This window comes from Streptomyces sp. 5K101 (assembly GCF_046506645.1).
Lineage (GTDB): Bacteria > Actinomycetota > Actinomycetes > Streptomycetales > Streptomycetaceae > Streptomyces.
Genome location: NZ_JBKFFO010000001.1, coordinates 609,363 through 636,051 on the forward strand (window position 1 = coordinate 609,363; position 26,689 = coordinate 636,051).

General features: G+C 70.3%; 15 protein-coding genes. 11 read left to right on the forward strand and 4 right to left on the reverse strand.

Annotated elements, in window-relative coordinates:
- Positions 1 to 15: 15 nt before the first annotated feature.
- The gene (locus ACLB9X_RS02760; RefSeq protein WP_410358550.1) at positions 16 to 711 is read left to right on the forward strand and encodes an O-methyltransferase; all 696 of its coding nucleotides are present in this window, start codon (positions 16 to 18) and stop codon (positions 709 to 711) included.
- A gap of 175 nt (positions 712 to 886) precedes the next feature.
- Here ACLB9X_RS02760 and ACLB9X_RS02765 read toward each other — a convergent pair whose 3' ends face one another.
- A complete protein-coding gene (locus tag ACLB9X_RS02765; RefSeq protein WP_410358551.1) occupies positions 887 to 2,299 on the reverse strand; it encodes a hypothetical protein in 1,413 nt (470 codons plus the stop codon).
- Positions 2,300 to 3,032: 733 nt separating this feature from the next.
- Between ACLB9X_RS02765 and ACLB9X_RS02770 the strand changes: the two genes are divergently transcribed.
- The 5 genes from ACLB9X_RS02770 to ACLB9X_RS02790 all read left to right on the forward strand — a co-directional run bounded on the left by ACLB9X_RS02770 (position 3,033) and on the right by ACLB9X_RS02790 (position 15,170).
- Positions 3,033 to 6,833 (forward strand): LamG-like jellyroll fold domain-containing protein, encoded by a 3,801-nt coding sequence (locus ACLB9X_RS02770; protein WP_410358552.1) that lies wholly within the window; start codon positions 3,033 to 3,035, stop codon positions 6,831 to 6,833.
- Positions 6,834 to 7,012: 179 nt separating this feature from the next.
- Positions 7,013 to 13,486: an RHS repeat-associated core domain-containing protein gene (locus ACLB9X_RS02775; RefSeq protein ID WP_410358553.1), complete on the forward strand. Its 6,474-nt coding sequence runs from the start codon at positions 7,013 to 7,015 to the stop codon at positions 13,484 to 13,486.
- Positions 13,487 to 13,567: 81 nt separating this feature from the next.
- The gene (locus tag ACLB9X_RS02780; RefSeq protein ID WP_410358554.1) at positions 13,568 to 13,990 is read left to right on the forward strand and encodes a hypothetical protein; all 423 of its coding nucleotides are present in this window, start codon (positions 13,568 to 13,570) and stop codon (positions 13,988 to 13,990) included.
- 290 nt (positions 13,991 to 14,280) lie between these two features.
- Positions 14,281 to 14,604, forward strand: coding sequence for an antibiotic biosynthesis monooxygenase family protein (locus ACLB9X_RS02785; RefSeq protein WP_410358555.1), 324 nt, complete (start codon positions 14,281 to 14,283; stop codon positions 14,602 to 14,604).
- 86 nt (positions 14,605 to 14,690) lie between these two features.
- On the forward strand, positions 14,691 to 15,170 hold the full coding sequence (locus ACLB9X_RS02790) for a GNAT family N-acetyltransferase (RefSeq protein WP_410358556.1): 480 nt from the start codon (positions 14,691 to 14,693) through the stop codon (positions 15,168 to 15,170).
- A gap of 3 nt (positions 15,171 to 15,173) precedes the next feature.
- Here ACLB9X_RS02790 and ACLB9X_RS02795 read toward each other — a convergent pair whose 3' ends face one another.
- Positions 15,174 to 17,246 carry a DHA2 family efflux MFS transporter permease subunit gene (locus tag ACLB9X_RS02795; protein ID WP_410358557.1) on the reverse strand — a complete coding sequence of 691 codons (2,073 nt, stop codon included), beginning with the start codon at positions 17,244 to 17,246 and terminating at the stop codon, positions 15,174 to 15,176.
- Between the two features lie 800 nt (positions 17,247 to 18,046).
- On the opposite strand from ACLB9X_RS02795, the gene ACLB9X_RS02800 reads away from it, so the two are divergent.
- The gene (locus tag ACLB9X_RS02800) at positions 18,047 to 19,075 is read left to right on the forward strand and encodes a peptidoglycan-binding protein (RefSeq protein ID WP_410358558.1); all 1,029 of its coding nucleotides are present in this window, start codon (positions 18,047 to 18,049) and stop codon (positions 19,073 to 19,075) included.
- Between the two features lie 136 nt (positions 19,076 to 19,211).
- Positions 19,212 to 19,874 carry an HAD-IA family hydrolase gene (locus tag ACLB9X_RS02805; protein WP_410358559.1) on the forward strand — a complete coding sequence of 221 codons (663 nt, stop codon included), beginning with the start codon at positions 19,212 to 19,214 and terminating at the stop codon, positions 19,872 to 19,874.
- Positions 19,875 to 19,977: 103 nt separating this feature from the next.
- On the opposite strand, the gene ACLB9X_RS02810 is transcribed toward ACLB9X_RS02805, so the two are convergent.
- Both ACLB9X_RS02810 and ACLB9X_RS02815 read right to left on the reverse strand, forming a co-directional pair.
- Positions 19,978 to 20,562, reverse strand: a complete 585-nt coding sequence (locus tag ACLB9X_RS02810; protein WP_410358560.1) for a TMEM165/GDT1 family protein — start codon at positions 20,560 to 20,562, stop codon at positions 19,978 to 19,980.
- A 482-nt stretch (positions 20,563 to 21,044) separates the two neighbouring features.
- Complete coding sequence (locus ACLB9X_RS02815; protein ID WP_410358561.1) at positions 21,045 to 21,794, reverse strand: ABC transporter permease; 750 nt, start codon at positions 21,792 to 21,794, stop codon at positions 21,045 to 21,047.
- Between the two features lie 193 nt (positions 21,795 to 21,987).
- Between ACLB9X_RS02815 and ACLB9X_RS02820 the strand changes: the two genes are divergently transcribed.
- From ACLB9X_RS02820 to ACLB9X_RS02830, 3 genes are all read left to right on the forward strand, one after another.
- Positions 21,988 to 22,641, forward strand: a complete 654-nt coding sequence (locus ACLB9X_RS02820; RefSeq protein WP_410358562.1) for an HNH endonuclease family protein — start codon at positions 21,988 to 21,990, stop codon at positions 22,639 to 22,641.
- An 88-nt stretch (positions 22,642 to 22,729) separates the two neighbouring features.
- A complete protein-coding gene (locus ACLB9X_RS02825) occupies positions 22,730 to 24,409 on the forward strand; it encodes an alkaline phosphatase D family protein (protein WP_410358563.1) in 1,680 nt (559 codons plus the stop codon).
- A 223-nt stretch (positions 24,410 to 24,632) separates the two neighbouring features.
- Positions 24,633 to 26,648 carry an FAD/NAD(P)-binding protein gene (locus ACLB9X_RS02830; protein ID WP_410358564.1) on the forward strand — a complete coding sequence of 672 codons (2,016 nt, stop codon included), beginning with the start codon at positions 24,633 to 24,635 and terminating at the stop codon, positions 26,646 to 26,648.
- Positions 26,649 to 26,689 lie beyond the last annotated feature (41 nt).

Here is a 26,689-nt window from a genome sequence, read left to right on the forward strand (position 1 = left end):
AATAGCGTGGCCTGTATGACTGAGGACGCTGCGCAGGACCGACTGCAGGACCGGTGGAACGCTGTCGACCGCTACGTCGGCGAGCTTCTCGTGCCCGAGGACGAGGCGCTCACGGGGGCGTTGGCGGCGAGCGAGGCGGCGGGGCTGCCGTCGATCAACGTCGCCCCGAACCAGGGCAAGTTGCTGCACCTGCTGGCCCGGATCCAGGGGGCGCGCACGGCGCTGGAGATCGGCACGCTGGGCGGCTACAGCACGATCTGGCTGGCCCGCGCGCTGCCCGCGGACGGCCGGCTGATCTCGATCGAGTACGACCCGGCCCATGCGGACGTGGCCCGCGCGAACCTCGCGCGTGCGGGCTGCGACAAGGTCGCCGAGGTCAGGACCGGTGCCGCGCTGGACGTGCTGCCCCGCCTGGCGGCGGAGCCGGGAGCGGGCCCGTTCGACCTGGTCTTCATCGACGCGGACAAGGCGAACAACGCCCACTACGTGGAATGGGCCCTGCGCCTGACGCGCCCGGGAAGCGTGATCGTGGTGGACAACGTGGTGCGCGGCGGCGCGGTGACGGACGCGTCGAGCGAGGACCCGGCGGTGGTGGGCACGCGGGAGATGTACCGGCTGGTGGCGGAGGAGCCGCGGCTGGATGGGACGGTGGTGCAGACGGTGGGGGTGAAGGGGTGGGACGGGCTGCTGGTGGCACGCGTGGTGGGCTGATGCTCCCCATCACTTCCGTACCTACCGCGGGGCCTGCCCGATAGAGGCCGGTCCGCTCAGAACAGGACTCAGCACGACTTGTGCATGTGGTCCAAGCGGAACTTCGCGCGCGTCACGGGGCTCCGGCCTGGTCAAGGCCGACGGCCAAATCCGTCTCGATCCCTCTCCCGTCCTTTCATCCCTGATGCAGGATCGCCTCGCGCAGGTCGCGGGCGGTTTCTGCGATGGACTCCTCACTCGGACGGCTGCGGTCAGGCCGGGAGAGGACCAGGCCGATGCTGCCCTTGTCGGCCCACATGCACACGACAGGTGGGCGTTCGTCGCCTGGGTTCAGCCACATGCACTCCATCGATCCGCCGTAAAGTCCCGGGTCGGGCCGCCACGTGGACTCGACGGCGGTGGCGCCTCCCCTCGCGAAGCCGGCGCGCAGCTGCCCTATTGCGTCGTACGGCAGGTTGTGAAAGTCGCCCACCGCGCCGGCGACGAGGGCTCCGAGCGGGCCCTCCTCGGTGCCGTAGAGGAAGTGAAAGTTCTGTGCGTCGGGGAAGGGGTTCTCGTCCATCAGGCCGGCGAGGGCGCTGCTGGTCGGTGTGTCGGTCAGCAGGACCAGATCGCCAAAGGTCTGCGGAGCGGCCACTTCGTAGCGCGGGTAGTCCAGGTAGCGGTGGTGCGACCAGGCCGCGGACGCGGCGACCGCCAGGAGGACCACGGACAGGGTGAGCGCTCCGATCGCCCGCTCACGGCCGCGTCTGACGGGGACGGGGGGCAGTTGAGTGGAAGCGTCACGCGCGGCGGCTCCGGCCGGAGGCAGCCAGCGCGCCGCGGCACGGCGCCTCGCCCCGCGCAGCACAGCGGACAGGGTCAGCGTCGGCGCGGCGCACAGCAGGGCGGCGAAGCCCCACCACGGCTCCAGGTCCCACGCCGGCACCGCGAGCAGCAGCACGGCCGCCGCCACCGCCGTTACCAGGCCGCTCGCCGCCGGGTTGACCAGCAGCGGCCGCAGCGCGGGGCGGCCCGGCCGCGTCAGGGCCGTGAGCGTGTGGGCGAGCACGACCTGCCGCTCCTCGTCCGGCTCGGCCGCCGCGAGGGCCACGGCCGCGTCCCGAGCCACCCGCATGGGGCGCCCTGCCAGCGCGGCTCGTGCGTCGTGGCGCTGTGTCCGTGCGGCCGACGGTCCCCGCTCAGTCCCCTCCTCGCCGCCGAGGGCCTGCACAGCACGTCGGGTCTGGGGCGCGTCCGGCGCGATGTCGCGCAGCCGCTCGACGAGGTCCCGTCCCCGCCGGACGCGGAAGGGCCGCTCGTTGGGATCGCTCCTCGCGCACAACTCCGCGTAGGCGGCCAGGAGGTCGAGGTCGTCGGGGAACGCCTCCAGGCCGTCGCGGTAGACGCGCTCCGCCGCGTCGTCGTGGGCGTCGTCGTCCTCGGCTGCATGGGAGCGGCCCAGCAGCACGTACAGTTCCGAGTCCGCCTGGCCCGCCGGCCCGTCGAGTCCGTCGCTAGCCGCCCGCCGCGCTCGCGCGAACTGCCCCGTTCTCACCAGCTCGCGCACGTGCGAGCGCACCGAGTCGGCCTCCGTGCTGTTGTGCATGTGTCCCCACCCCTTGATCCGGCCGATCGGCTCGGCCGGGGACACTATGGCCTCGTGCCTACTGGGCGTCAATCGGCATCCCAGCAGGTGAGGGATGGTGTGCCAGCCACCCCAACACAGCGGCGCACACAGTCCGCAGTCTGGGCCCGCTCGCGGACAGCATGCCCCGGGCATCCCGCCCCGCTTCGGGAATAGTTGACCATCCCCGGCACGTCGGTGGCAGGCGGGACCCATGCACGCTGCTGACCGACTGCCTCGCTCGCCGCATGACAGCGCGTGACAAGCAGCGAGCCGAGCCGGAGGTACTCATCCCGACGCCCCTTTCGGCCCCCGGCGGGGGTCGCTCAACCACCGTGTAACCTGCCGGTCAACACGCGGGGGGCTGCGTGTTTCCTAGGGGTGGGGGATCAGGCATGACCTGTCTGTTTAGCGGATTTTCATGCCTGAGTGCACCGTCCGGGCGGCTCTCGGCAGCGGTCCGGTTAGCGTTCGGGCACCGCTCGAGCCCCAGGGATACCTCGCCGACCCTCCGGATCTCACTCATCCCTGCGCACCACTGTCTCGGCACACCATGCCGGTTTGCACTCCGCGATGTCCTGATGCCTCGCACACATCGCGTCCGCACGCACCGTCCAGCGCGTTCCCGGGCGCCCTCCATCGAAACGGTCTTCACCATGCCCATGCCCTTGTCCCCACTCATCGGTCACCTGACCGCTTCCGCACGGAGAGCGTCATGAAACTTCCCAGAGGTCGCGCCGCTGGATTGTACGGCGCGATCACCGCCCTTGCTCTGGCTCTGACCGCCAGCCCGAATCTGCCCCTTACGGCGATGCCCGCGAGCGCCGCCGAGCAGACGCTGCCCACTCCGTCCGACGTAGCACTGGCCCAGGCCAAGGACACGGGCGAGCGGGTCGAAGTCGTCCAGGAGCGCACAGAGCGGGAGACGGTGTTCGCCAACCCTGACGGCAGCACCTTCACGTTGGAGAAGTCGACCATTCCGGTCCGCGTGAAGACCGCAGACGGTGGCTGGACAATTCCGAACGCGTCGCTGGTCAAACGGGCCGACGGCACTGTCGGCCCGACGGCCGCGGCGGTCGACATCTCCTTCTCGGGCGGTGGTTCTGGCGCCGACCTGGTGACCATCGGTGAAACGGGGCGGTCCGTGTCGCTGGGGTGGCCCGGCATTCTTCCCGAGCCGCGCCTAGAGGGTGCGCGAGCCGTGTACGAGAACGTGCGGCCCGATGTCAATCTCATCCTGACCGCCACGACGGAGGGCTTCCGTCAGGTCCTGGAGGTCGAGACGCTCGAAGCGGCCGCCGACCCAGGGCTGCGGACCATCACGTACGGGCTGGACGCCGACGGACTGACCGTCCGGGCAGGTGCTGCCGGCAGCATGGAGGCGGTGGATCCCAACGGACAGGTTGTCTTCCGCTCTCCGAGCGCGCAGATGTGGAACTCGGCCGGTGAAGCCGCAGGGGCGCCCGGCACCCAGGCCCCGGAGCCGGCCGCAGGACCGTCGGTGCAAACAGCAGGTCTGCGTCCGCTGGGTGTTCGCATGTCGCCCTCCGCCGATGCGACGGACCCCGTGGTCGTCGCTCCGCCGCATGAGGGCGATCCGCTGAGCGGCCCCGGTGCCGGCGACGAGGCTGCGGTAATGGACGTCGCTGTGGCCGAGGGATCCGTGAAGGTGATCCCCGATGCCGGCCTGATCGCCAAGACGATCGAGGCGGAACTGCCGCTTTACATCGACCCGTCTGTCGAGCTCAATGAGTCTGAGCGCACGGTGCTGTCCTCCGACGGCGACGTGTTCTACAACTTCTCGGGCGGCACCAACGGCATGAGTGTCGGCAAGTGCGGCTCAGCTGTGATCGGCGGGGTGTCGTACTACTGCGGCAACGGCTACGTGAACCGCATGTACTTCGAGTTCTCGCCGGACAAACTCAAGGGCAAGCACGTCCTGGACGCCACCTTCTCGGTGACGGAGACGTGGTCGTTCTCCTGTGACGCCCGCTGGGTCGACCTGGAGCGGACCAACAACATCTCATCCGCCACGAAGTGGCCGGGCCCGACCAAGCTGGACCAGATGGGGGACCGACTCGTGTCAGCGGGGCGCGGTTCGCTGTGCTCCCCCTCCCAGCCCAAGGCGCCCATCAGCTTCAACGACAATCCGGAAGAGACGGACGAGAACCTCACGGCGACCGTCAAGACCTTCGCCGACGGCAAGTTCCCCCGGCTCACGCTGATGCTAATGGCCAAGGACGAGAGCGACACCGTCTCGTGGAAGCGGTTCGACGACGACGCCGTCCTGTCCGTCAGCTACGTGAGCAAGCCCGCCACCCCCACCGCATACGGCATCAAAGCCGGTGCAAGCCGGGTGTGCAGCACTTCGGACTCGTCGCCGAGCGTGATCACCGATCCCAGGCCGGACCTCCTGGCCACCCCGGAGACGGCGATCGGCGGTGAGGCCGAGGCCCGCCTGCGTGTGTACTTCGACGTGGATGTGAAGAGCGGCACGACGTGGTCGGACGCGCCCCAGCCCAGTACCGGTTCACACAAGCCGACCTCCGGTTATGTCTCCTACAGCAGCACTCTGCAGAACTTCCCAGCACAGACGAAGGACTGGGACAACCCCCTGACCGACGGCAAGCTGTACCGCTACCACGCGTTCACCGATTCTCTTTACAACAACGAGCAGAGCTATCTGACCAGCGCCGCGTCCCCCTGGTGCTACTTCCTCGTCGACAGCAAGGCGCCGCAGAAGCCGACCGTGAGTTCCTGGACGGTCTACAGCGAGTGCGTGTCCGGCGGCGCCTGCACCCCTGGAGGTGAGCCGGGCAAGCCGGGAACGGTACTCTTCGGTCCGGGAGTCGGTGAGACCAGCACCAACACCGGCTACCGCTACAGGCTGTCGACGGACTCGACATGGTCGCCGTGGATGAGCGGCGCCACCTACCGGGCGACGATCACGCCCTCGTCCTCCGGGACGAAGCTCCTGCACGTGCAGGCGAAATCGGCGGCCTATCCGCTCGGAGGCGACGAACAGATCGTCCGGTTCCTGGTCAGCGAGGGCCCCGACGCGATCGCCCATTGGAACTTCGACGAGGTCAGCGGCGCAGCCATTGATTCCTCCACCGCCGATCCCACCCTGCGCAACGACCTGACGCTGTCGGGCGCCACGCGAACGCCCAACGGGCGGCGCGGCGAGGTCGTGAAGACTGCCGCGACCGAGACTCAGCCTGCTGTACTGGGCTCAGATCAGGGCATGTGGCTGAAGAACTCGGCGTACGCCTCCACGGCGAAGCCGGTTCTGGAGACAGCCGCGTCGTACACGGTGTCCGCGTGGGCACGGCTGGACACGACGGGTCAGCACTTCACCGTGGCGAGCCAGGACGGCACTTACTACAGCCCGTTCTTCCTCAGCTACTGCGAGAACGTCCAGACGTGGTGCGTGCGCCTGGCCGACGCAGACGCCGCGTCCACGTCCTTGGACAACCAGCGGGTGAACGCGAAGCACCCGGCGCAGACGAAGGTGTGGACGCACCTGGCCGCCGTCGTGGATCACGATAAGAACGTCCTCTCCCTGTACGTCAACGGGAAGCTCCAGAACACCGACGCGATCACCACCAACTGGTCGGCCTCCGGCAGCTTTCAGCTGGGCCGCGTGAAGTACAAGGGCGCCTTCGTCGACCACTTCCCCGGGGAGATCGACGAGGTGACGGTCTGGCAGGCGGCAAGGACCGCCGAACAGATCGCCACCGACGCCCGAGTGCTCGACGGTCCGGACGACACCGGGATGCCGCACCTGGAACTGGTCGCCGACCTGAACGCTTCCGGTGCTTCCGGAACCTCCCTCACGGACACGACGAGCAATTACGGTGCGGCACTCGATCTGGGTGCCGGCGCGAGCCTGAACGGGGAGTCCATCGTCCTGGACGGCACCGGCGGCGGCGAATTCGCCGGTGCCCAGCTCGTCGATCCGATGGGTTCGTTCACCGTGGCCGTGGAGGCGCTCGTCGACGGAGCCGCTCTCGCAGGCAAGCCGAACGGCTACGCCGCGCAGATCCTGGGCCAACGGACAGCGACGGGCTCGTCGTGGGGCCTCTGGTTCGAGAAAACCGGGGTCGACGCCACCGGCCATGAGGTGCTGGACGAGAACGGCGAGCCCGTCATCAACGAGGAGACCGGCGAGCCCCTGTCCGAGACCTGGGCACTCGGCCGCTGGCACTTCGGCCGCCTCACTGCCGATGGTTCCGGTGCCTCGGTGCAAAGCAACGAGACTGCCGTTCTGGGCACCGAAGTCCAGCTGGTCGGCGCCTACGACGCCCAGTCGGAACAGATCAGCCTCTACCTGGTCGACCGGCAGGGAGTACCCACCGCCTTCACGGCCGCCGCGGGCACCGGCGGCCTGGCCGTCGGCCAGGGCTGGTTGAACAGCGCCTGGGGCAGCCAGCTGCCGGGCCGGATCAATCACATCCGACTGTGGGCGGGTGCCGTCGCCAACGCCCACCAGAAGACCGCGGTCGTCGGGGACTGATCCGCAGAGCACCCGCCCCCAACGGGGCGCGGGCCGTGAACTACGGCCCGCGCCTCCTCCGTAAACCTCCTCCGTACCCCGCGCGGCCCGATCGGACCGCCGTACCGCCATGGACAAGAAAGAACATCGTGTTCAGACCACGTTTGCCGAGACATCGGCGTCGGCTGGGCGATCTGCCCGTGCTCGGCGCGCTCGTACTCGCACTGGCCGTGCCGCTGTCGATGCTGCCCTCGATAGCTGCGGCGGATCCCGTGCAAGGTGCTCCCGATTCTGCCGATACCCGCGTGAGCCGTGTCCACCCGGTCGCTGGCCAGGGCGCGAAGAAGGCACGGGAGCAGGTCGCCCGCGAAAAGCGGGCCAATCAGCGCCTGGTCGCGCAGGCACGGGCCGAACGGACGGCGAGCTGGCCGAAGCCCGGGGCGGTCCGCGACTCCCTTACGTCAACGGCCCACGCTGTCGTGGATGTTCGCGCAGTGGTGCCTTCCTCCACTGCGCGGCGGTCGGGGCCGACTGCCTCCGGTGATGCGACCGTCCGCGTCTTGGACCAACGGGCCGCGGAGAAGGCCGGCGTCACCGGCGTGCTGTTCTCCGTGGGCGCCGAGAAGGCGGGGGCGGCGCAGGTCACGGTGGACTACGCTGCGTTCGGCTCGGTGGTGGGAGGTAACTGGTCCAGCCGACTGGGACTGGTGCAGCTGCCAGCATGCGCACTGACCACTCCTCAGCGTGCCGCGTGCCGGACCACCACTCCGGTGGGCTCCACAAACGATGTGAAGGCACAGAAAGTCACGGCCCGGACAACCATCGCGGCGCAAAGTTCGCCGACGGTGATGGCGTTGACGTCGACATCGGCGGGCACGTCGACTGCAGGCGCGGGCGATCTCGCGGCGACTCCCCTCGCGGCCTCGTCGTCGTGGGAGGCCGGGGCGTCATCGGGGTCGTTCACGTGGTCTTACCCGATCACGCTGCCGCCGGCAGCGGCAGGCCCGGTGCCGCCGCTGTCGCTGTCGTACGACTCGGGCAGCATCGACGGTCGCACGGCCAATACCAACAATCAGGGCTCGCTGGTCGGCGAAGGCTTCTCGATGACCGAGTCCTACGTCGAGCGCAAGTACGGCAGTTGTGAGGACGACGGTCAGGCCGACAAGTCCGACCAGTGCTGGAAGTACGAGAACGCCTCACTCGTGCTGAACGGTAGTGCCACCGAGCTCGTCAAGGACGACACGACCGGCAAGTGGAGGCTGAAGAACGACGACGCCTCGAAGGTCGTCCACAAGGTTGGCGCCGAAAACGAAGACGACGGCGACGACATCACGGACGGCAAGGGCGACGGCAAGGGCGAGTACTGGACGGTCACCACCGGTGACGGCACCACGTACACCTTCGGCCTGAACAAATTGCCTGGTGCGGGGACGGAGCGCACCAACTCCACGTGGACCGTGCCCGTCTTCGGTGACGACAGCGGTGAACCCGGCTTCTCCTCGGGGAGCGACTTCGCCGGTCGGGCGAAGAATCAGGCGTGGCGCTGGAACCTGGACCTCGTCCAAGACGTTCACGGCAACGCATCGACCTACTGGTACGCCAAGGACGATAACCACTACGCGAAGAACGGCGACAAGACCAAGCTGGCGCAGTACGTCCGCGGCGGCCACCCGACCGAGATCCGATACGGCCAGCGGGTGGACGCCCTGTTCACCGGCAACGCGTCGGGCAAGGTCGTGTTCTCGTACAAGGAGCGCTGCACCGCATCCTCATGCGACTCGCTGACGAAGGACACGGCCGACAACTGGCCGGACGTGCCATTCGACTCGATCTGCTCCGCTTCCGAGGCCGATTGCGCCGCGACCGGCCCGTCGTTCTTCACCCGCAAGCGTCTGTCCGCCATCGAGACACAGGTGTGGTCGACAGCAGCCGAACCGGACGCCTTCAAACCGGTGGACTCCTTCGCACTGACCCAGGAGTTCTTCGACGGCCAGGACATCGGCAACAGCTCCGACCAGGTCCTCACGTTGACCTCGCTGAAGCGCACGGGCCTCAACGGCCCGGCCTTCTCCCTTCCACTCGTCGGGTTTACCTACCAGCAGCGCCCGAACCGCGTTGCAGGCGGCACCCAGCCCGGCGGGGCCGATATTCTCCCGCTGACCCGTCCCCGCATCTCCACGATCACCTCTGAGGCCGGTGCCATCACGACGGTGGTCCTGTCCAACCCGGAGTGCGTGCGGGGCACCAACATGCCCGCGGCCGAGGACGACAACAACCTCTCGTGCTACCCGGTCTACTGGCCGATCAACGGGGGCGATCCCGCCCTTGACTGGTTCCACAAGTACCGGGTCACGTCGATCAACACGAGTGACCCGGCCGCCAACAACCCCGCAGTGGAGCACAGCTACACGTACGCCAAGCCGGGCTGGCACTACAACGACGACCCGTTCACCAAGGAGAAGGAGCGCACCTGGTCCATCTGGCGCGGCTACCAGCAGGTGACGACCTACACAGGGGAAGTCGGCGGTACGCGGAGCAGGACGGTCAAGGTCTTCATGCAGGGCATGAACGGCGACAGGCTGAAGGACGGCAGCACCCGAAGCGCGGTCGTCACACCGGTCCCGGTCCCGTCGGCCACACTATCCACGGCGAACGACCACGACCAGTACGCCGGCCAGCTCCGGCAGCAGATCACGTACGACGGCGACACCCCGATCTCGTTCACAGTCAACAATCTGTGGGGGAAACAGACCGCCAGCCAGCAGAGGTCGTACGCGCACACGAAGGCGTACTTCGTGCGGATCGCCCGCACCTACGAGTACACGTGGCTGACGGCTCCCGCGCGATGGCGGATCGCGGCGACCTCGAACACGTACGACGACACGTACGGCATGGTCACCAAGGTCGAGAACCACGGTGACTGGTCTGCGGCCGGCGACGAGACCTGCACCCGCAGCTGGTACGCACGCAACGACGCCCTGGGGCTGACCTCGCTGGTCTCCCGGACGCGTACGGTCGGAAAGCCCTGTGCGGACACCGACGACAAGCTGTCCTTGCCGACCTCGGTCGCCACGCGCGGGGACGTCATCTCAGATGCCGCTACCGTCTTCGACGACCCGGTGGCCACTGTCTGGACGCCCGGCCAGACCCCGACGCTTGGTCTGCCCACTTGGACCGGACAGCCGACGGGCTACCCGGCTGCGAACGGCACAGCCGACCGCAATCCGAGCGCCGACTCCTGGCAGACTGTCGCCCTCACTGCCTTCGACACCGCCACTGCGAAGCTTGGTCGGCCGCTCAAGGTGACGGATGCCAAGGGCAACGTCACGTCCACCGCCTACTACCCCGCGAACGGGGGCCCGGTCACTGGCGTCATCGTCACCCACCCCAAACTCAGCTCGAATGGGCAGACGCACAAGTCGTACACGTACTTCGACCCGGCACGCGGCTCTGTCACCTACGCGCTCGACGCCAACCTCAAGCGCACGGAGTACACACGTGACGCGCTCGGCCGAGTCACCGCGACCTGGCTGCCGAACCGTTCGAAGGCCGCAGGCGACAGCCCCAGCGGCTCCTTCATGTATGGAGTGAGCCAGACGGCGCCGTCGTGGACCTCGGTGTCCTCCCTGAAGGCCGACGGCACGAGCTACCGAACCAGCTACACGCTCTACGACTCGCTGCTGCGCCAGATCCAGACGCAGACGCCGGGTGCCACCGGCGGCCGCATCCTGACGGACACCCGCTACGATTCGCGGGGGCTGGCAGTCGTGACGCAGGCCGACGCCTACGACAGCACGAAGCCTCCCAACCGCACGTACACCGGTGTGGACCACGCGCAGTCGCCTGTGCAGAACGACACGGTGTACGACGGCGCAGGACGGGCGGTGAAAACCACCCTGTCCTCGTGGGGGACCAAGAAGTGGGACACCACGACGACGTACACCGGTGACTCGGTGGCCACCAGCGCAGTCCAGGGAGGCACCGCCTCCCGGGTGATCACCGACGCGCTGGGCCGCACGGCGGAGGCCCGCACGTACGCGGGGCCGCAGCCGGACGACACCGAGTACGGCGCCACGCTCGGCACGGCGTACACGCGAGTCGCCTACACCTACACCCGGGACGGCAAACCGCTGACCGTCACCGGCCCGGACGGCGCGATCTGGACCCATACGTACGACCTGTACGGCCGGGAAGTTTCGTCGACCGACCCGGACACAGGCACGGTGACCACCGGTTACACCGTCCTCGACCAGGTGGACCACACCAAGGACGCGAAGGGGCAGTTCCTCTACTACGGCTATGACGAGCTGGGCCGCAAGACGGATCTGTGGCACACCAGCCGCACTGACGCCAACAAGCTTGCCAAGTGGACTTTCGACGGACTGCTCAAGGGCTTGCCCGACCAGTCCATCCGCTACGAGAACGGGGTCAATCAGGCGACCAGCAAGGCCTACACCAAGGCCGTCACCGCCTACGACAGCATGGGCCGTGCCACGGCCACCACGCTGACCCTGCCGGCCACCGATCCGCTGGTGACGTCCGGTGCTATAACGGCAACGACCACCTTCGGCACGGCCTACCGTCTCGACGGCACGCTCAACAACACCAAGGAGCCCTCCGTCGGCGGACTCGCCGCCGAGACGGTCGAGACCCTTTACAACGACGCTGGCCTGCCCGTCCAGCAGTCCGGAATCTCCGGCTATCTGCTGGGGGTGGACTACTCCGCCCTCGGCCAAGTCCACCAGCTCGAGCTGGGCACGTCGGCCGCGGCCAAGCGGGTCTTCGTCTCCCGCACCTACGAGGCGGGCACCGGCCGACTACTGACGTCGTCCACCGATGACCAGACTAGGGGGCCCGTCCAGGACCTTGAGTACAGCTACGACCAGGCCGGCAACGTCACGTCGATCTTCGACCACGCCAGCATCGGCACCGGCGCCGACAACCAGTGCTTCACCTACGACAGCCAGCGCAGGCTGACCGAGGCATGGACGCCGAAGACCGCTGACTGCGCGACCAGCGGCCGCACTGCAGCCAACTTGGGCGGCGCGGCGCCGTACTGGAACAGCTACACATACACGGCAGCAGGCCAGCGGGCGACCGAAACCAGGAACGGGGCCACCCCGGTCACCTCGACGTACTGCTATGACCCAACGCGCAAGCACGCCCTGAAGGCGACGACGACATCGATGGGACTCGGCGTCTGCGACACGCTGGCGGCCCAGTACACCTACGACAACGCCGGCAACACCGAGACCCGTCCCGAGAGTGCCGGCTCGGCAGTGCAGCAGACTCTTGCGTGGAACCGGGAAGGGAAGCTGGACAAGCTCACCGAGGGGAGCACGGCCACCGACTACGTCTACGACGCCGATGGCACTCTCCTCATCCGTCGCGACAGCGCGGCAGCCGGTGAGACGGTCCTGTACCTCGGAGCCACCGAGGTGCACCTGAAGGCGGGGAAGAAGTGGGCCAACCGGTACTACACCGTGAACGACACCACCCTCGCGGTGCGCACCAATCAGAGCGGAACAGATAAAGTCTCGTTCCTCTCGGCCGACCACCACGGAACCAGTGGAGTCGCCGTCTCCAGTGACACGGCGCAGGAACTGAGCAAGCGCTACACGACACCGTTCGGCGCGAGCCGGGGCACGGCCACCGGCACATGGCCGGACGACAAGGCGTTCCTCGGCAAGCCCGCGGACGCCGGGACAGGACTGACGCACGTCGGCGCACGCGAGTACGACCCGACCACGGGCCAATTCATCAGCGTGGACCCCTTGCTCACGCTGGACCAGCATCAGTCCCTGAACGGCTACTCGTACGCCAACAACAACCCCACCACGCTGAGCGACCCGTCGGGCCAGGCCGTGCCTGAGTGCCTGACCGGTGAAATCTCCTGCACGGGAGGCATCCCCGACACGAAAGCGGAGCGTGAGGCCAAGAAGAAAAAGAAGAAAAACAACAGCGGAACAACCCATGTGTACAAGAACGGAAGGTCCGGTAGCGCGCCGGCCGGCGCTCCGCGCTACGGGTACCACCTGGAGAAGCTTCTCTTCACCAACGCGGAGATCGCGGCGCAGCTGCGCAAGGAGCGGGTCAAGCAGATCCTCGACGGCCGGTTCGACCTGCACAACTACGATGAAGAAGAGATCGAGGACGCCATGGACAAAGCTTGCCGCCGCGGTGCGCGGGACGGCTGTGGCGCGGCCAACCTCGCCGAGGACATCAAGGAGCTGATCGGGCCGTCCGAAAGCGACATTGAAGACATCATGGAGCGTATCGATGAGTCGTGGAAGCGAGCGGATAAGCTGGGGGGAGAGGGGTTCGGCTTCAAAGAGGATGCCGAATTCCAGATCGCTCTGACGCTTGCCATCCATGGGCACGAGGTGATGTCAAGAAATGACGACCAGCTTGCGCCGCACGCGGGTGACGCTTGGGTCGATGGCAAGCGGACAGAATTCAAGGCTATGAAGAGCACAAGGGACGACGGGCTCCGAAACCACTTGAAAAAGGCGGACAGGAAGCAGGAGGTGGAGATGGCAGTTGTCGACCTCCGGCCAGGCGGAATGAGCAAGGAGGTCGCATTGAAGGGCTACGACGATTTCGCTAGAAGCAATAGAAACATACGGAAAGTCGTGATATACGGCAGGGGCTACAGGATCGTGAAGGACCTGTAGCGTCCGCGTATGTGGGGGTGTCCAGCACGGCCAGTCCTGGACACCCCGCACTTTCGTTGCGAGAGTGAACGGAAACGGTTCATGGGGACCTTTGAGGAACACAGCGGCGCAGACCGGGACTTCGACTTCAGAGTCGGACTGGCGGAGGGCGCCTGGGACTGCAAGGCATTCGCCGATCGCCTCTGGGGCGATGTAGCACGAATTCTGAACGCCTCATTCGGCGGCAGCACCGGTGTTTCGGACGGCGTCGGCGGCTACAAATACGGGTTCGAGAACGATGATCTGAGTGTGTCCATGTTTGTGGACGATGGTGAGCCCGGCTGGCCCTATGAAAAGGTGCCCGCGATGCTAACCGCCAGATCCCGTTCGGGGTCCCTTGAAACCTGGGAGCTAGCGGAGAGGCTTTACGAAGGGCTAGCCGCTGGAGGAACGTACCTACTGATCGTGTTCGAGGAGTACGGCATGCCGATCGCCGCAAACTTCGACATTGGCGACGACTGGTAGGCGCGGCGCATCGTTGGCGGGCAGGTATCGCGGGCGGCAACAACGGCGACCGCCTGCCGCCAGCATCCTCCCAGCGGCATGCCGTTGACGTCCTTCCCGCCGAGCGTAGGACCAGCCGACAGTTTCCCCGACGCCAAACTGCTCGCCGATAGGCAGGAACCAGATGGCCTGGAGTACAGCGATCGGCATTGGCTGTCAAAGGGCTCCCGCCCGGGCCGTGTACCGTACTGTGCACGGTGTCCGCCAACGCCGCACGGGATGCATAGCAGCGCGTGCGGCAGGATAGGTCCATGAGCATCGTGAAGATCAACGTCCTCACCGTTCCCGCCGAGCAGCGCGAGACCCTCGAGAAGCGCTTCGCCTCCCGCGCCGGCACCGTCGAGTCGTCCGACGGGTTCGAGTGGTTCGAGCTGCTGCGGCCCGTCGAGGGCACCGACCAGTACCTCGTGTACACCCGCTGGCGCGACGAGGAGTCGTTCCAGGCGTGGATGGAGGGGCCCATGAAGGCCGCGCACCAAGGCGGCGGCGAGGGCGGCGAGCGGCCGAGGCCCGCCGCCAGTGGGTCGACCGTGTGGTCCTTCGAGGTCGTCCAGCAGGCCGGCCCCAAGGCCTGACCCCACGTCCGGAGGAAGCCCCGGAGCGGCAGGCCCGGGTCCCTAATTCGGTGGCCCGAGCCGGCCGCCGGGGCTACAGAGGTCGTATGACCCAGTGGATCCTGGCCCCCGAGGCCGTCGACACCGATGACGCCCATGCCCTGCGCCGCGCCTACTACGGCGACGTCGCCGGCAGCTACTGGAAGCGGCCGACGACCGACGCGGAGATCGACGAGGGCCTGGCCGGGGACGGGGCCGAGCGACTCGTCCCGCCCACGGGCCAGTTCGTCGTCGGGCGGTACGGGGGCGAGCCCGCCGCCTGTGGCGGGGTGCTGCTGCTGGACGCCGAACGGGCCGAGCTCACCCGCGTGTTCGTCCGCCCCTCCTTCCGCGGCCTCAGCGGCGCCCGGCTGCTCATGGACCTGCTGGAGCACGAGGCCCGCGCACTGGGCGCGCGCCGCATGGTGCTCAACACCCGGCTGGATCTGCTCGCCGCCCGGGCCCTGTACGTACGGCATGGCTACGAGGAGATCCCGGCGTACTGCACCGGCCCGTACATGGAGATCTGGTACGGCAAGAAGCTGTAGCGCTCAGTGCCGGGGCGGGTACTCCGCCGCCGGCCGCTCGTGGTCGCCGCGCGGCTCGGGGCTGTAGGGGCGTTCCGCGTCCGATCCGCACAGCTCGCTGTTGAGTTCGCGCACCAGCTGGATCAGGTCGGTCGGCCGGTCCGGCCCCCACCAGTCGCCCAGCAGCTCCGCCAGCGACTCCTCGCGGGCCTGCGACAGGCGGGCCGCCGCCTCCGCGCCCCGGTCCGTGAGCAGGAGGTCCAGGCCCTCGCGGCGGGCCAGCCCGCGCCCTTCGATCTCGCGGGCCGCATCGGTGATGGCGCGCAGCGGCACGGGCGTGGTCTCGGCGAGGCGGGCCGGTTCCACCATGCCGTGCCGTCTGATGCGCAGCAGGAGCCAGCTGGACGCGGGCAGCAGGTCGTACCCGGCGCGCGCGGTGATCTTCTCGTAGATGTGCCGGCGCCCCTCGCGGGAGCCCAGGACGGACAGGGCGCGGGCCACCTCGTCGTGCGAGGAGCGTTCGACCGGGTTGGACGCGAGCGTCTGACTGGGGTCGGGCGCGGTGACCGAGCCGCGCAGCTTGTCCTCCCTGAGGAACCAGGAGAGGAGGAACGCGAGGAGGACGACCGGCACCGCGTACAGGAAGACGTCCGTGATGGACGTGGCGTACGCCTGCAGCACGGAGGGGCGCAGCGGCGGCGGCAGTTCGGCGATGGCGCGGGGGTCGGCGGCGAGTTCGGACGCGCCCGCGCCCGGCGGCACCTGCTGTCCGGCGAGGGCGGCGGCGAGCTTGTTCTCCAGCCGGTTGGTGAAGACCGTGCCGAAGACGGCGACGCCGAACGACGCCCCGATGGACCGGAAGAACGTCGCTCCGGACGTGGCGACGCCCAGGTCCTCGTAACCGACCGCGTTCTGCGCGACCAGCACCAGCACCTGCATGACCAGTCCCAGTCCGGCGCCGAAGACGAAGAAGATCGCGCTCATCTGCCAGGTGGAGCTGGATTCCTTCATCTGGTGCAGCAGGACAAGTCCCAGCGCGGTGACGGCCGTTCCGGTGATCGGGAACACCTTCCAACGGCCGGTACGGCTGACGATCTGGCCGGACCCCGTGGAGGTGAGCAGCATGCCGAGCACCATCGGCAGCATGTGCACACCGGACATGGTCGGCGACACGCCCTGCACGACCTGGAGGAACGTCGGCAGGTACGTCATCGCCCCGAACATCGCGAAGCCGATGACGAAGCTGATGACGGCGACGAGGCTGAACGTCCTGATGCGGAACAGCTTCAGCGGCAGCACCGGTTCGGCGGCGCGGCGTTCGACGGCGACGAACGCCACGAGCAGGACGACCCCGAGCACGGCGAGCCCGATGATCCGTGCGGAGCCCCACGCCCAGGTGGTGCCGCCGAGGGAGGCGACGAGGACGAAGCAGGTGGCGACGGAGGCGATGAGGAACGTGCCGAGGTAGTCGATCGTGTGCCGGGTGGCGCGGACCGGGATGCGCAGGACGGCGGCGATGACGAGCAGCGCGACGACGCCGATGGGCAGGTTGATGTAGAACACCCAGCGCCAGCTGAGGTGTTCGGTGAAGAATCCGCCGAGGAGCGGTCCGAGGACGCTGGTCGCGCCGAAGACGGCGCCGAACAGGCCCTGGTAGCGGCCGCGTTCGCGGGGCGCGACGATGTCGCCGACGATCGCCATGGACAGCACCATGAGCCCGCCGCCGCCGAGGCCCTGGAGGGCGCGGAAGGCGATGAGCTGGGGCATGTTCTGTGCGATGCCGCACAGCGCGGAGCCGATGAGGAAGATGACGATGGCGGCCTGGAAGAGCTTCTTTCGGCCGTATTGGTCGCCGAGTTTGCCCCACAGGGGCGTGGCGGCGGTGGAGGCCAGCAGGTAGGCGGTGACCACCCAGGACAGATGGTCCATGCCGCCCAGTTCGCTGACGATCGTCGGCAGCGCGGTCGCGACGATGGTCTGGTCGAGCGCGGCGAGCAGCATGCCCAGCAGCAGGGCTCCGATGGCGACGAGTACGGTGCGGTTCCGGCCCTCTCCCGGGGACGGGGGCGCTTGCGCGGTGCTCACATGCTGGGCCATGCGGATCTCCTTTGCGCTTCCTTCCATCGTGGTGGGTGTGTCCGGTTATGGCCTGCCGAGCACCGGGCCGGCCGGGACTTGCGGGGTGGTGCCGTGCGGTGGCGCACCGGGCGTCTGCATAATCGGCGGCATTCCTAGGGGAGGGGCCGGCCATGACCGGAAACAGCTGTCCCGAGTGCGGCAGTCCGCGGAGCGCGGACGGCGGCGCGGGGCCGGGTTGCGACTGTGCGCACAGAGCGGTGGAGGCACTGCGGGCGGAACGTCGGGCGCGTGTCGCGGCGGCGGAGGACTTCGATCCGCTGCGGATACGCCCGTATGTGACGCTCCCCGACCCGGACCCGGACTTCCCCGACACGCCCCCGCCGCCCCCGCCGCCGCTCCAGGAGACGGCGAAGCCGACGGCCGTCGTGCCGGAGGCGGCGCAGAGCGCGCCGGCGGCGCAGAGCGTGTCGGCGGCGCAGAGCGTGTCGGCGACGGTGGACTCAGGCACCGCAGACGCGGCGACTGCGGCATCGGGACCGGCCAGCCCCGCGACGGCAGGACCGGGGGCCGCAAGGCCCGGTGCCGTAGGGCCGGTGGCCGCAGGACCGGGTCCCATGGGGCCCGGTGCCTTCGGGCACGAGACGGCAGGACCGGTGGCCGCGGGGCCGGGCGCCGTCGGGCACGAGACGGCAGGACAAGGTGCCGCGGGGCCGGGGGCCGTCGGGCCGGCGGCCGCAGGACCGGTGACCGCAGGCCCAGGTGCCGTCGGGCCGGTGACATCAGGGCCGGGGGCCGCAGGGCCCGGTGCCGTCGGGCACGTGACGGCAGGACCAGGGGTCGGCGGCGCGGGAGCCCCCCGGGCGGCCCGCGCGGGCGGCGGGGGTGCGGGTACGTTCCGGCCGGAAGCGGCCGGGGCCGGGAGACCCGGCGGTGACGGTTCCGGGGCCGTCGGGCAGGTGGCCGCCGGGCTGGGGCTCGCGCCGGGCGCACCCGGCGCGACGTACGACCGTCCCGTACCGCAGGCCGGACCAGGCCCGATGCCCGATCTCGCCCCGACCGCCGCACCCGATCACGTACCGGGATACGGGTCGGGGGATGCCGACACCGTGGTTCTCGGGGTCGTACGGGCCCCCGGCGGGACCGGCGCGGCGTGGGGCGACGACACCGACGAGCTGCCTCCGCTCGCCGGCCACACCGGCGCCGGCCGCACTCCCGCCGGCCGCCCGCCACGGCGGCGCGCGGCCGTCGCCGTGGTCGGCGCGGCCGTGCTCGCCGTGGCGGGGACCGTCGCGTTCGCGGGCGGCCTGTTCTCCGGGGAGCGCGAACGCGACCACGTGTCGATGCCCGACCGGGACACGAGCGGCCCCAGCCTCAATGTCGGCCCGGACGCGCCGTCCGCTCCCCCGACCGTGACCGGCTCGCCGTCCGCCTCCTCCCCCACGTCGGCCTCCCCCTCCGCGTCCGCCTCGGCGTCGCCGTCCGCGTCGGCGCGCTCCTCCGCCAAGGCCTCGGCGGACGGCACGGCACCGGCCGGGTCGGCTCCGGGGGCGGCCCCGAGCGGCCCGCCGTCGACCGCCGTGGCGACCGGCAGCATGTCGGAGGAGCCGTCGCGGCGGTCCTCGACGAGGACGCTGCAGAAGGGCGACAGCGGCCCCGCCGTGACCGAGCTCCAGCTGCGGCTGGCGGAGATCCGGCTGTACGAGGGCCCCGCGGACGGGGAGTACGACGAGGAGATCGAGACAGCCGTGGCGCGGTACCAGCGGGCGCGCGGCATCAAGGGCGACCCCCTCGGCGTCTACGGGCAGAAGACGCGCCGGTCCCTGGAGTCGGAGACGAGCGAGCCGTGACGAGGCCGGCGGGGAGGCGGGGTGGCGCGCACCCGCCCCGTTTTGTATCGTGTAGGAACAAAGTGGTTCCGCCCGTACTCCCTGACCGGCGGGCGGGACCGCTCTGTCTCCTTTCCCCCGCCCTGGAGCCATGCCGATGCCGGCCACCACGCCCGTCCTGACCGCCCGTGCCCTGCTCCTGGACATGGACGGGACGATCGTCAACTCGGACGCCGTGGTCGAACGCTGCTGGCGCGACTGGGCCGTCGAGCACGGGCTCGACCCCGAGGAGGCGCTCAAGGTCGTCCACGGGCGCCAGGGCTACGCGACCATGGCCGTCCTGCTCCCCGACCGGCCCATGGAGCAGAACTACGCCGACAACCGCGTGCTGCTCGCCCGGGAGACCGCCGACACGGACGGCGTCGTGCCCGTCGAGGGCGCGCCCGCCTTCCTGGCCGCGATCGCCGGCCTCCCGCACGCCCTGGTGACCTCGGCCGACGAGGCGCTGGCCACGGCCCGGATGAACGCGGCCGGGCTGCCGATGCCCGAGGTACGGGTGACCGCCGAGTGCGTGGGCGCGAGCAAGCCCGACCCGGAGGGCTTCCTCAAGGGCGCGGCCGAGCTCGGCCACGACCCCGCCGACTGCGTGGCGTTCGAGGACTCCGAGGCCGGGATCACGGCGGCCCGCGCGGCGGGCATGCGCGTCGTCGGCGTCGGCCCGCGGGCGGCGGCCTTCGCCCCTGACCTGTACGTGCCGGACCTGACGCACCTCACGGTGACCGCCCGCGCCGACGGCACGATCGAGCTCAGCGTGGCCTGACGGCGTCCGCCTCCCACGCAGTGGACCTGCCCCGAGGGGCAGGGTCCACTGCGTTGTGTCGGCCGGGCGACCACCGCGTCGGGCCGGGCGACCACCGAGGCGGTCAGCCCGCAAGGGCCTCGTACAGGCTGATCCCGGCGAGCGCCAGCATCAGGGCGGCGGCGATCCTGGTGATCAGCTGCAGCGGCACGTACTTCATCAGCGTCCGGCCGCCGAGGATCCCGATCCCGGCGACGGCCCACAGCGCCAGCACGGCGCCGAGGCCGACGGAGAAGGGGCTGTCGTAACGGGCCGCGAGGTTGGCGGTCATGATCTGGGTCAGGTCGCCGAACTCGGCGACGAGGATGAGCATGAACCCGGCCCCCGAGACCTTCCAGAAGGACTGGTCCGCCGGGGCCTTGATGTGCTCCTCGTCGCCGTCGTGCTTCTTCAGGAGCAGCATCACCCCGCCGGCGAGGAACAGCAGGCCGACGACGGCCTGCACCAGCCGGTGCGGCAGCAGCGTGAGCACGCTGCCGGCCGCGACGGCGAGCGCGACATGGACGGCGAAGGCGGCGGCGACCCCGGCGAAGACGTAGGACGCGCGGTACCGGGTGCCGAGCATCAGACCGGCCAGCGCGGTCTTGTCGGGCAGCTCCGCGAGGAAGACGACACCGAACGTGATCGCCATGACGGTGAAGCTGATCATGGAGGGTGAACCTCAATCGGTCGGGCGCGGCCCTGCCGAGAGTCCTGAGCGTTTCAGGGGTCGCTTCGGCACGGCAGCGCCATGAACACATGGACACTGCGGCCGAAGGTCTCGCTGGCGGTCCCTGTCGAGTCCGCCTCCGGGCGCCGGCCAGGCACGAGGCCCGGCAGTATGTCGACGTTCCGGCGAAGAGCTACTCCCCTTACGGTCCCCCCAGCATACGCGACCGTCCGTCCGGCCCGTCCGGGACCGTGACCCCATCGTTTGGGGCCTTTGTCACACCGGGCACGGGTGACCGGGCCGGGCAGGATCCCGGGCCGGGCGCGGACGACCAGGCCGGGCACGGGCGACCCGGGCGGGCGCACGCGACCAGGCGGGCACACGCGACCGGGCCGGGCACGGGCGTACGGGCGCGGCGCGGCCCGCAGGAGCGGCGCGCAGGAGCGGTGAGCGGCTGCGCCGACGGGTCGCGCCGCCACCGGTCAGGGGGTGTCCGCGCCGTCCCGGTGCAGCCGCCCCCGGGCCACGAGTTCCAGCACGACCGCGACGGCGACGGCCTGCACCGCCATCAGCGCGACGAGCACGAAGAGTTGCACCGCGCCCGCCTCCACCGGTGACGCGCCGCCGAGCAGCATGCCGACGAAGGCGCCCGGGAGCGTGACGAGTCCGACGGTCCTGGTCTGGTCGAGGCCGGGCAGCAGGGCGTCGGAGGCGGGCTCACGGGCCACTTCCATGCGGGCGTCCCGGTCCGGCAGGCCCAGGGCGAGTCCTGCCTCCACCTCGCCGTGCCGCTGGGCCAGTTCGTCCAGGGCCCGGCGGCCGCCGAGGACGGTCGCGGTGAGCGCCCCGCCGATGAGGATGCCGGTCACGGGGATGAGCGTGATGCCCTTCACGGGCACGAGCCCGGTCAGCAGCAGGGCCGTGACGACCGGCAGGACGCCGGCGGCGATCGGGAGCGCGGCCCACCACCAGGTGGAGTTGGCGGTGACGCGGCGCCCGGCGGTGCGCACGGCGACGGCGTACATCAGCAGCAGAAAGGCGAGGAGCAGCGGTACGGCTTCGACGACCCAGCCGATGGCGAGGGAGACGACGGCGAGTTGGGCCGCCGCGCGCACGCCCGCGACGGCGATCGCACGGGAACGGCCCAGGTGGGCGAGGGCGGCGACGGTCGCAGCCGCGGCGAGCAGAACGGCCAGTACGGCCCCGAGCGTGAGGTTGACCGGCAGCAGCACGCGCCAACCCTAGCCCTCAGGACGGACGGTGGCGGGACGTCAGAACCCTTGATGTGACGTGCTCATGTCGTCACCCTGTTACCTGGCGCCCATCCCCGAGCAACCTGGCGCCGCCAGCATGGCCACGCCCGGGCCCCTCCCGCACCGAAGGGCGCAGGGGTGGCCGCGTTCCCCCCACTCAGAAGGAGTTCGCATGTTTGGTGTCTACGCGCGTCATGCCCGCCGTGCAGCCGTCCTCGCCGCCACCTCCGCCCTCGCGGTCACCGGCCTGCTGGCGACCGCTCCCGCCGCACAGGCCGCCCCGCCCACTCCGGTCAGCGCCTCCACCGCCCGCAGCTACCTCAGCCAGCTGACCGTCGCCCCCGAGGGCTCGTCGACCGGCTACAGCCGTGACCTGTTCCCGCACTGGATCACCCAGTCGGGTGCCTGCAACACCCGCGAGGTCGTCCTCAAGCGCGACGGCTCGAACGTCGTCCAGGACTCCAGCTGCGCGGCCGTCAGCGGCAGTTGGTACTCCCCGTACGACGGCGCCACCTGGTACGCGGCCTCCGACGTCGACATCGACCACATCGTCCCGCTCGCCGAGGCGTGGCGCTCCGGCGCGAACAGCTGGACCACCTCCATGCGCCAGCAGTTCGCCAACGACCTGACCCGCCCCCAGCTGATCGCCGTCACCGACAACGTCAACCAGGCCAAGGGCGACCAGGACCCGGCCGAGTGGCTGCCCCCGGTCACCTCGTACCGCTGCATGTACGCCCGGATGTGGGTGCACACCAAGTACTACTGGAACCTGAAGGTCGACTCCGCCGAGAAGAGCGCGCTCCAGTCGATACTGAACGGCTGCTGACCGCAGCCTCCGGGAGCGCGCACGCCGCATGGAACCAGGCCGCCCCTTCCGTCGTTCCGTACCCTGCGGGGTGACGGAAGGGGCACACATGGCCGGGCTGCGCCTGGGGCCGCTGCTGCGGTACGTGGACTGGGACACGGGCACGAGCGCGACCGTCTGGGTCGAGGCGGACCGCCCGTGCACGGCCGAGGTGCGCTGCGAGGGCGGCGGGCGCGGCTCCTCGCGCACCTTCACCGTCGCGGGCCACCACTACGCGCTCGTGCCGGTGACGGGTCTCACGCCCGGCACGACCTCGGCGTACGAGGTGCTGCTCGACGGCGAGCGCGTGTGGCCGCTGCCCGACTCGCGTTTCCCGCCGAGCACGATCCGTACGCCCGAGGTGTCCTCGGCGGACGTGGTCGTCTCCTTCGGCTCCTGCCGCTGGGCCGCGCCGCCCGGCGGCGAGCACGACCCGGTGGGCCCCGACGCCCTGGACACCCTGGCCGCCGCGCTCGCCGCCGACCCCACCGCCCGGCGGCCCGACGTCCTGCTCCTGCTCGGCGACCAGGTGTACGCGGACGAGACGTCGGACACGACCCGCCGGTGGATCGCCGAGCGGCGGGCCAGGGCCGGCACGGGTGCCACGGCGCCGGCGGAGCAGGTCGCGGACTTCGAGGAGTACACCCGGCTGTACGACGAGTCCTGGCTCGACCCGGAGCTGCGCTGGCTGCTGTCGACGGTCCCCAGCTGCATGATCTTCGACGACCACGATCTCGTCGACGACTGGAACACCAGCGCGTCCTGGCTCGCGGAGATGCGGCGGCGGCCGTGGTGGCAGGAGCGGGTGACGAGCGGGCTCATGTCGTACTGGGTGTACCAGCACCTGGGCAACCTCTCCCCCGCCGAGCTGGACACCGACGAGCTGTACGGGCAGGTGCGAGCGGCCGGGGACGGGACCGACACGCTGCGGAAGTTCGCGCTGCGGGCGGACGCCGACCCGGCCTCGGTCCGCTGGAGCTACCGCCGCGACTTCGGCCGCACCCGCGTGCTGATGGTGGACACACGGGCCGGCCGGGTGCTGGACGAGCAGAGCCGGGCGATGCTCGACCCGCAGGAGGCCGCGTGGCTGCGCGAACAGGCGCTCGACGGCCGGGGCTCGCTCGACCACCTGCTCGTGGGCAGTTCGCTGCCGTGGCTGCTGCCGCACCTGCTCCACGACGTGGAGGTGTGGAACGCGGCGCTGTGCCGGGGCGGGCGCGGCCCGCGCTGGGCGCGGCTGAGCGAGTGGGTGCGCAGGGTCGCGGACCTGGAGCACTGGGCGGCGTTCCCGGCGTCGTTCGAGAAGCTGACGCGCATGATCGCGGAGGCGGGCGCCGGGGAGGACGCCCCCGCGACGGTGTGCGTCCTCTCCGGCGACGTGCACCACGCGTATGTGGCGGAGCCGGTGTGGCCGGCGGCCGGGCGGCCTGCGGCACGCGTGCTCCAGTTGACGTGTTCGCCGCTGCACAATTCGGTGCCTGCGGCGATACGGAGCGGGTTCCGTTTCGGCTGGAGCCGGTTCGGGAGGCGGCTGGGCCGCGTGCTGGCGCGCCACGGCCGTACGGACGCCCCGTCCGTGAGCTGGCGGCGCACGGGCGGTCCGTGGTTCGGCAACCAGCTGATGACGCTGAAGCTGCGGGGCCGCTCCGCCGCGCTGCGGCTGCAGAAGGCGGCGGGCCGGGAGGAGGCGCGGGGCGGCGCGGCGCGCCTCGTGACCGTACTGGAGCGGAATCTGACGGACGGTCGCTGACCGGTCGTCGTGTCCCGGTCGTCGCGTTCAGGCGTTTTCCGGTCGTCGTGTCCCGGTCGTCGCGTTCAGTCGTTTTCCGGTCGTCGTGTTCCGGATGTCGTGCTCCCGGCGTCGCATTCCGGTCGTGCGGGGCCTGCGGCGCGGACCCGGACCGGCCGTGTGCGGTGTGACACAGGCATGATGAGGCGGACGATCCGCTTCCAGCGCCCGTCGCGCACCCCACATGCCCCGGGAGTCAGTGTTGTCCGCAGGTTCCGCGCAGTCCCCCCGCCAGTCCGCGATAGCCCTCGTCGGCGCAGGCCCCCGCGGCACCTGCGTCCTCGAACGGCTCTGCGCCTCCGTCCCCGACCTCGCCCCGGACACACCCCTGACCGTCCATGTCGTCGACCCCGCTGCTCCCGGGGCCGGCCGGGTGTGGCGCGCCGACCAGAGCGCCGAGCTGCTCATGAACACGGTGGCCTCGCAGGTGACGGTGTTCACGGACGACAGCGTCGGCTGCGAGGGGCCGATACGCCCGGGGCCGAGCCTGTACGAGTGGGCCGCCGGCCGGCCCGGCGAACGGCTCGGCCCCGACGACTACCCGACCCGCGCCTGTTACGGGCGCTATCTGGAGTGGGCGTTCGCCCGCACCGTGGGATCGGCCCCGGGGACGGTGGAGGTACGGGTGCACCGGGCCCGCGCCGTACGGCTGGAGGACGACCGGGACGCCCCGGCGGACGTGCGGGACCCGCTGCAGTCGCTCCTGCTCGACGACGGCACGCTGCTGTCCGGGCTGAGCGCGGTCGTGCTCGCGCAGGGACATCTGCCGGTGGTTTCGCGCCAGTCCACGGCGCAGTTCGCGGACTACGCGGCCCGCCGTCCGGGGCTGCGCCACTTCCCGCCCGCCAACCCGGCCGACCTCGACCTGTCGGGCATCGCGGCCGGGGAGCGGGTGCTGCTGCGCGGCCTGGGGCTCACCTTCTTCGACCACCTGGCCCTGTTGACGACGGGACGCGGCGGGTCGTTCGTCCGCGACGGGGAGCGGGGGCTCGTCTACCGCCCGTCCGGGCGCGAGCCGAAGCTGTACGCCGGCTCCCGGCGCGGCGTGCCCTACCAGGCGCGCGGCGACAACGCCAAGGGCCCCTCGGGGCGGCACGAACCGCTGGTCCTGACACCGGAGGTGATCGCCGACTTCCGGGAGCGCGCGGAGGCGGGGGACCCGGCCGACTTCCGCACGGAGATCTGGCCGCTGGTCGCCAAGGAGGTGGAGGCCGTCTACTACGCGTCCCTGCCGACGGTCCACGAGCGTGAGGCCGCGGGCGAGGGGCCGGGCTCCTTCCGGGAGCGGTTCCTGGCGTCGGCGCACGGCAGCGCGGAGGAGGCCGCGACGCTGGAGGCGTTCGGCGTGGCGGCGGCGGACCGCTGGTCGTGGGACCGCCTCGCCCGCCCGTACCAGGGCCAGGTCTTCACCTCCCCCGCCTGCCACCGGGCCTGGCTGCTCGCGTATCTGCGCGCCGACGCCGCGCACGCCGCACTCGGCAACGTCGACGGCCCCTTGAAGGCGGCCCTCGACGTGCTGCGCGACGTCCGCAACGAGCTGCGTCTGATCGTCGACCACGGGGGGCTGACCGGTACGTCGCGCCGCGACCACCTCGACCGCTGGTACACGCCGTTGAACGCGTTCCTGTCCATCGGCCCGCCGCGGCGCAGGATCGAGGAGATGACGGCGCTGATCGAGGCGGGAGTCCTGGAGGTGGTGGGCCCACGGATGTCGGTGGGCACGGAGGAAGGGCTCTTCACCGCGCAGTCGCCCGACGTGCCGGGATCGGCCGTGACGTTCACCACGCTGATCGAGGCGCGGCTGCCGGAGCCGGATCTGCGCAGGACGGACGACGAGCTCCTCGGCCGGCTGCTGAAGACGGGCCAGTGCCGTCCCCACGCCATCGACGGTTACGAAACCGGAGGTCTGGACGTCACACCCCGCCCGTACCGTCTGGTGAGCCGTCAGGGGCGGGCGCATCCGCGGCGTTTCGCGTTCGGCGTGCCCACGGAGGGGGTGCACTGGGTGACCGCCGCAGGTGCCCGGCCGGGCGTCGACTCGGTGACGCTGTCGGATGCCGACGCGGTCGCGCGCGCGGTCCTGCGCTCGCTCGCCCCGCCGCTCGCCGGCGCGGGCCGCGGTCCGGGGAACGGCGGCGGGGCGGCCGTCCGGAAGGCGGCGGAAATCGGACGGGGGCAAATATTGAACTTGCAAGTATGAATTAGGTCCGCCTAACCTGTATCTCCTCATCGGTTCGTCCC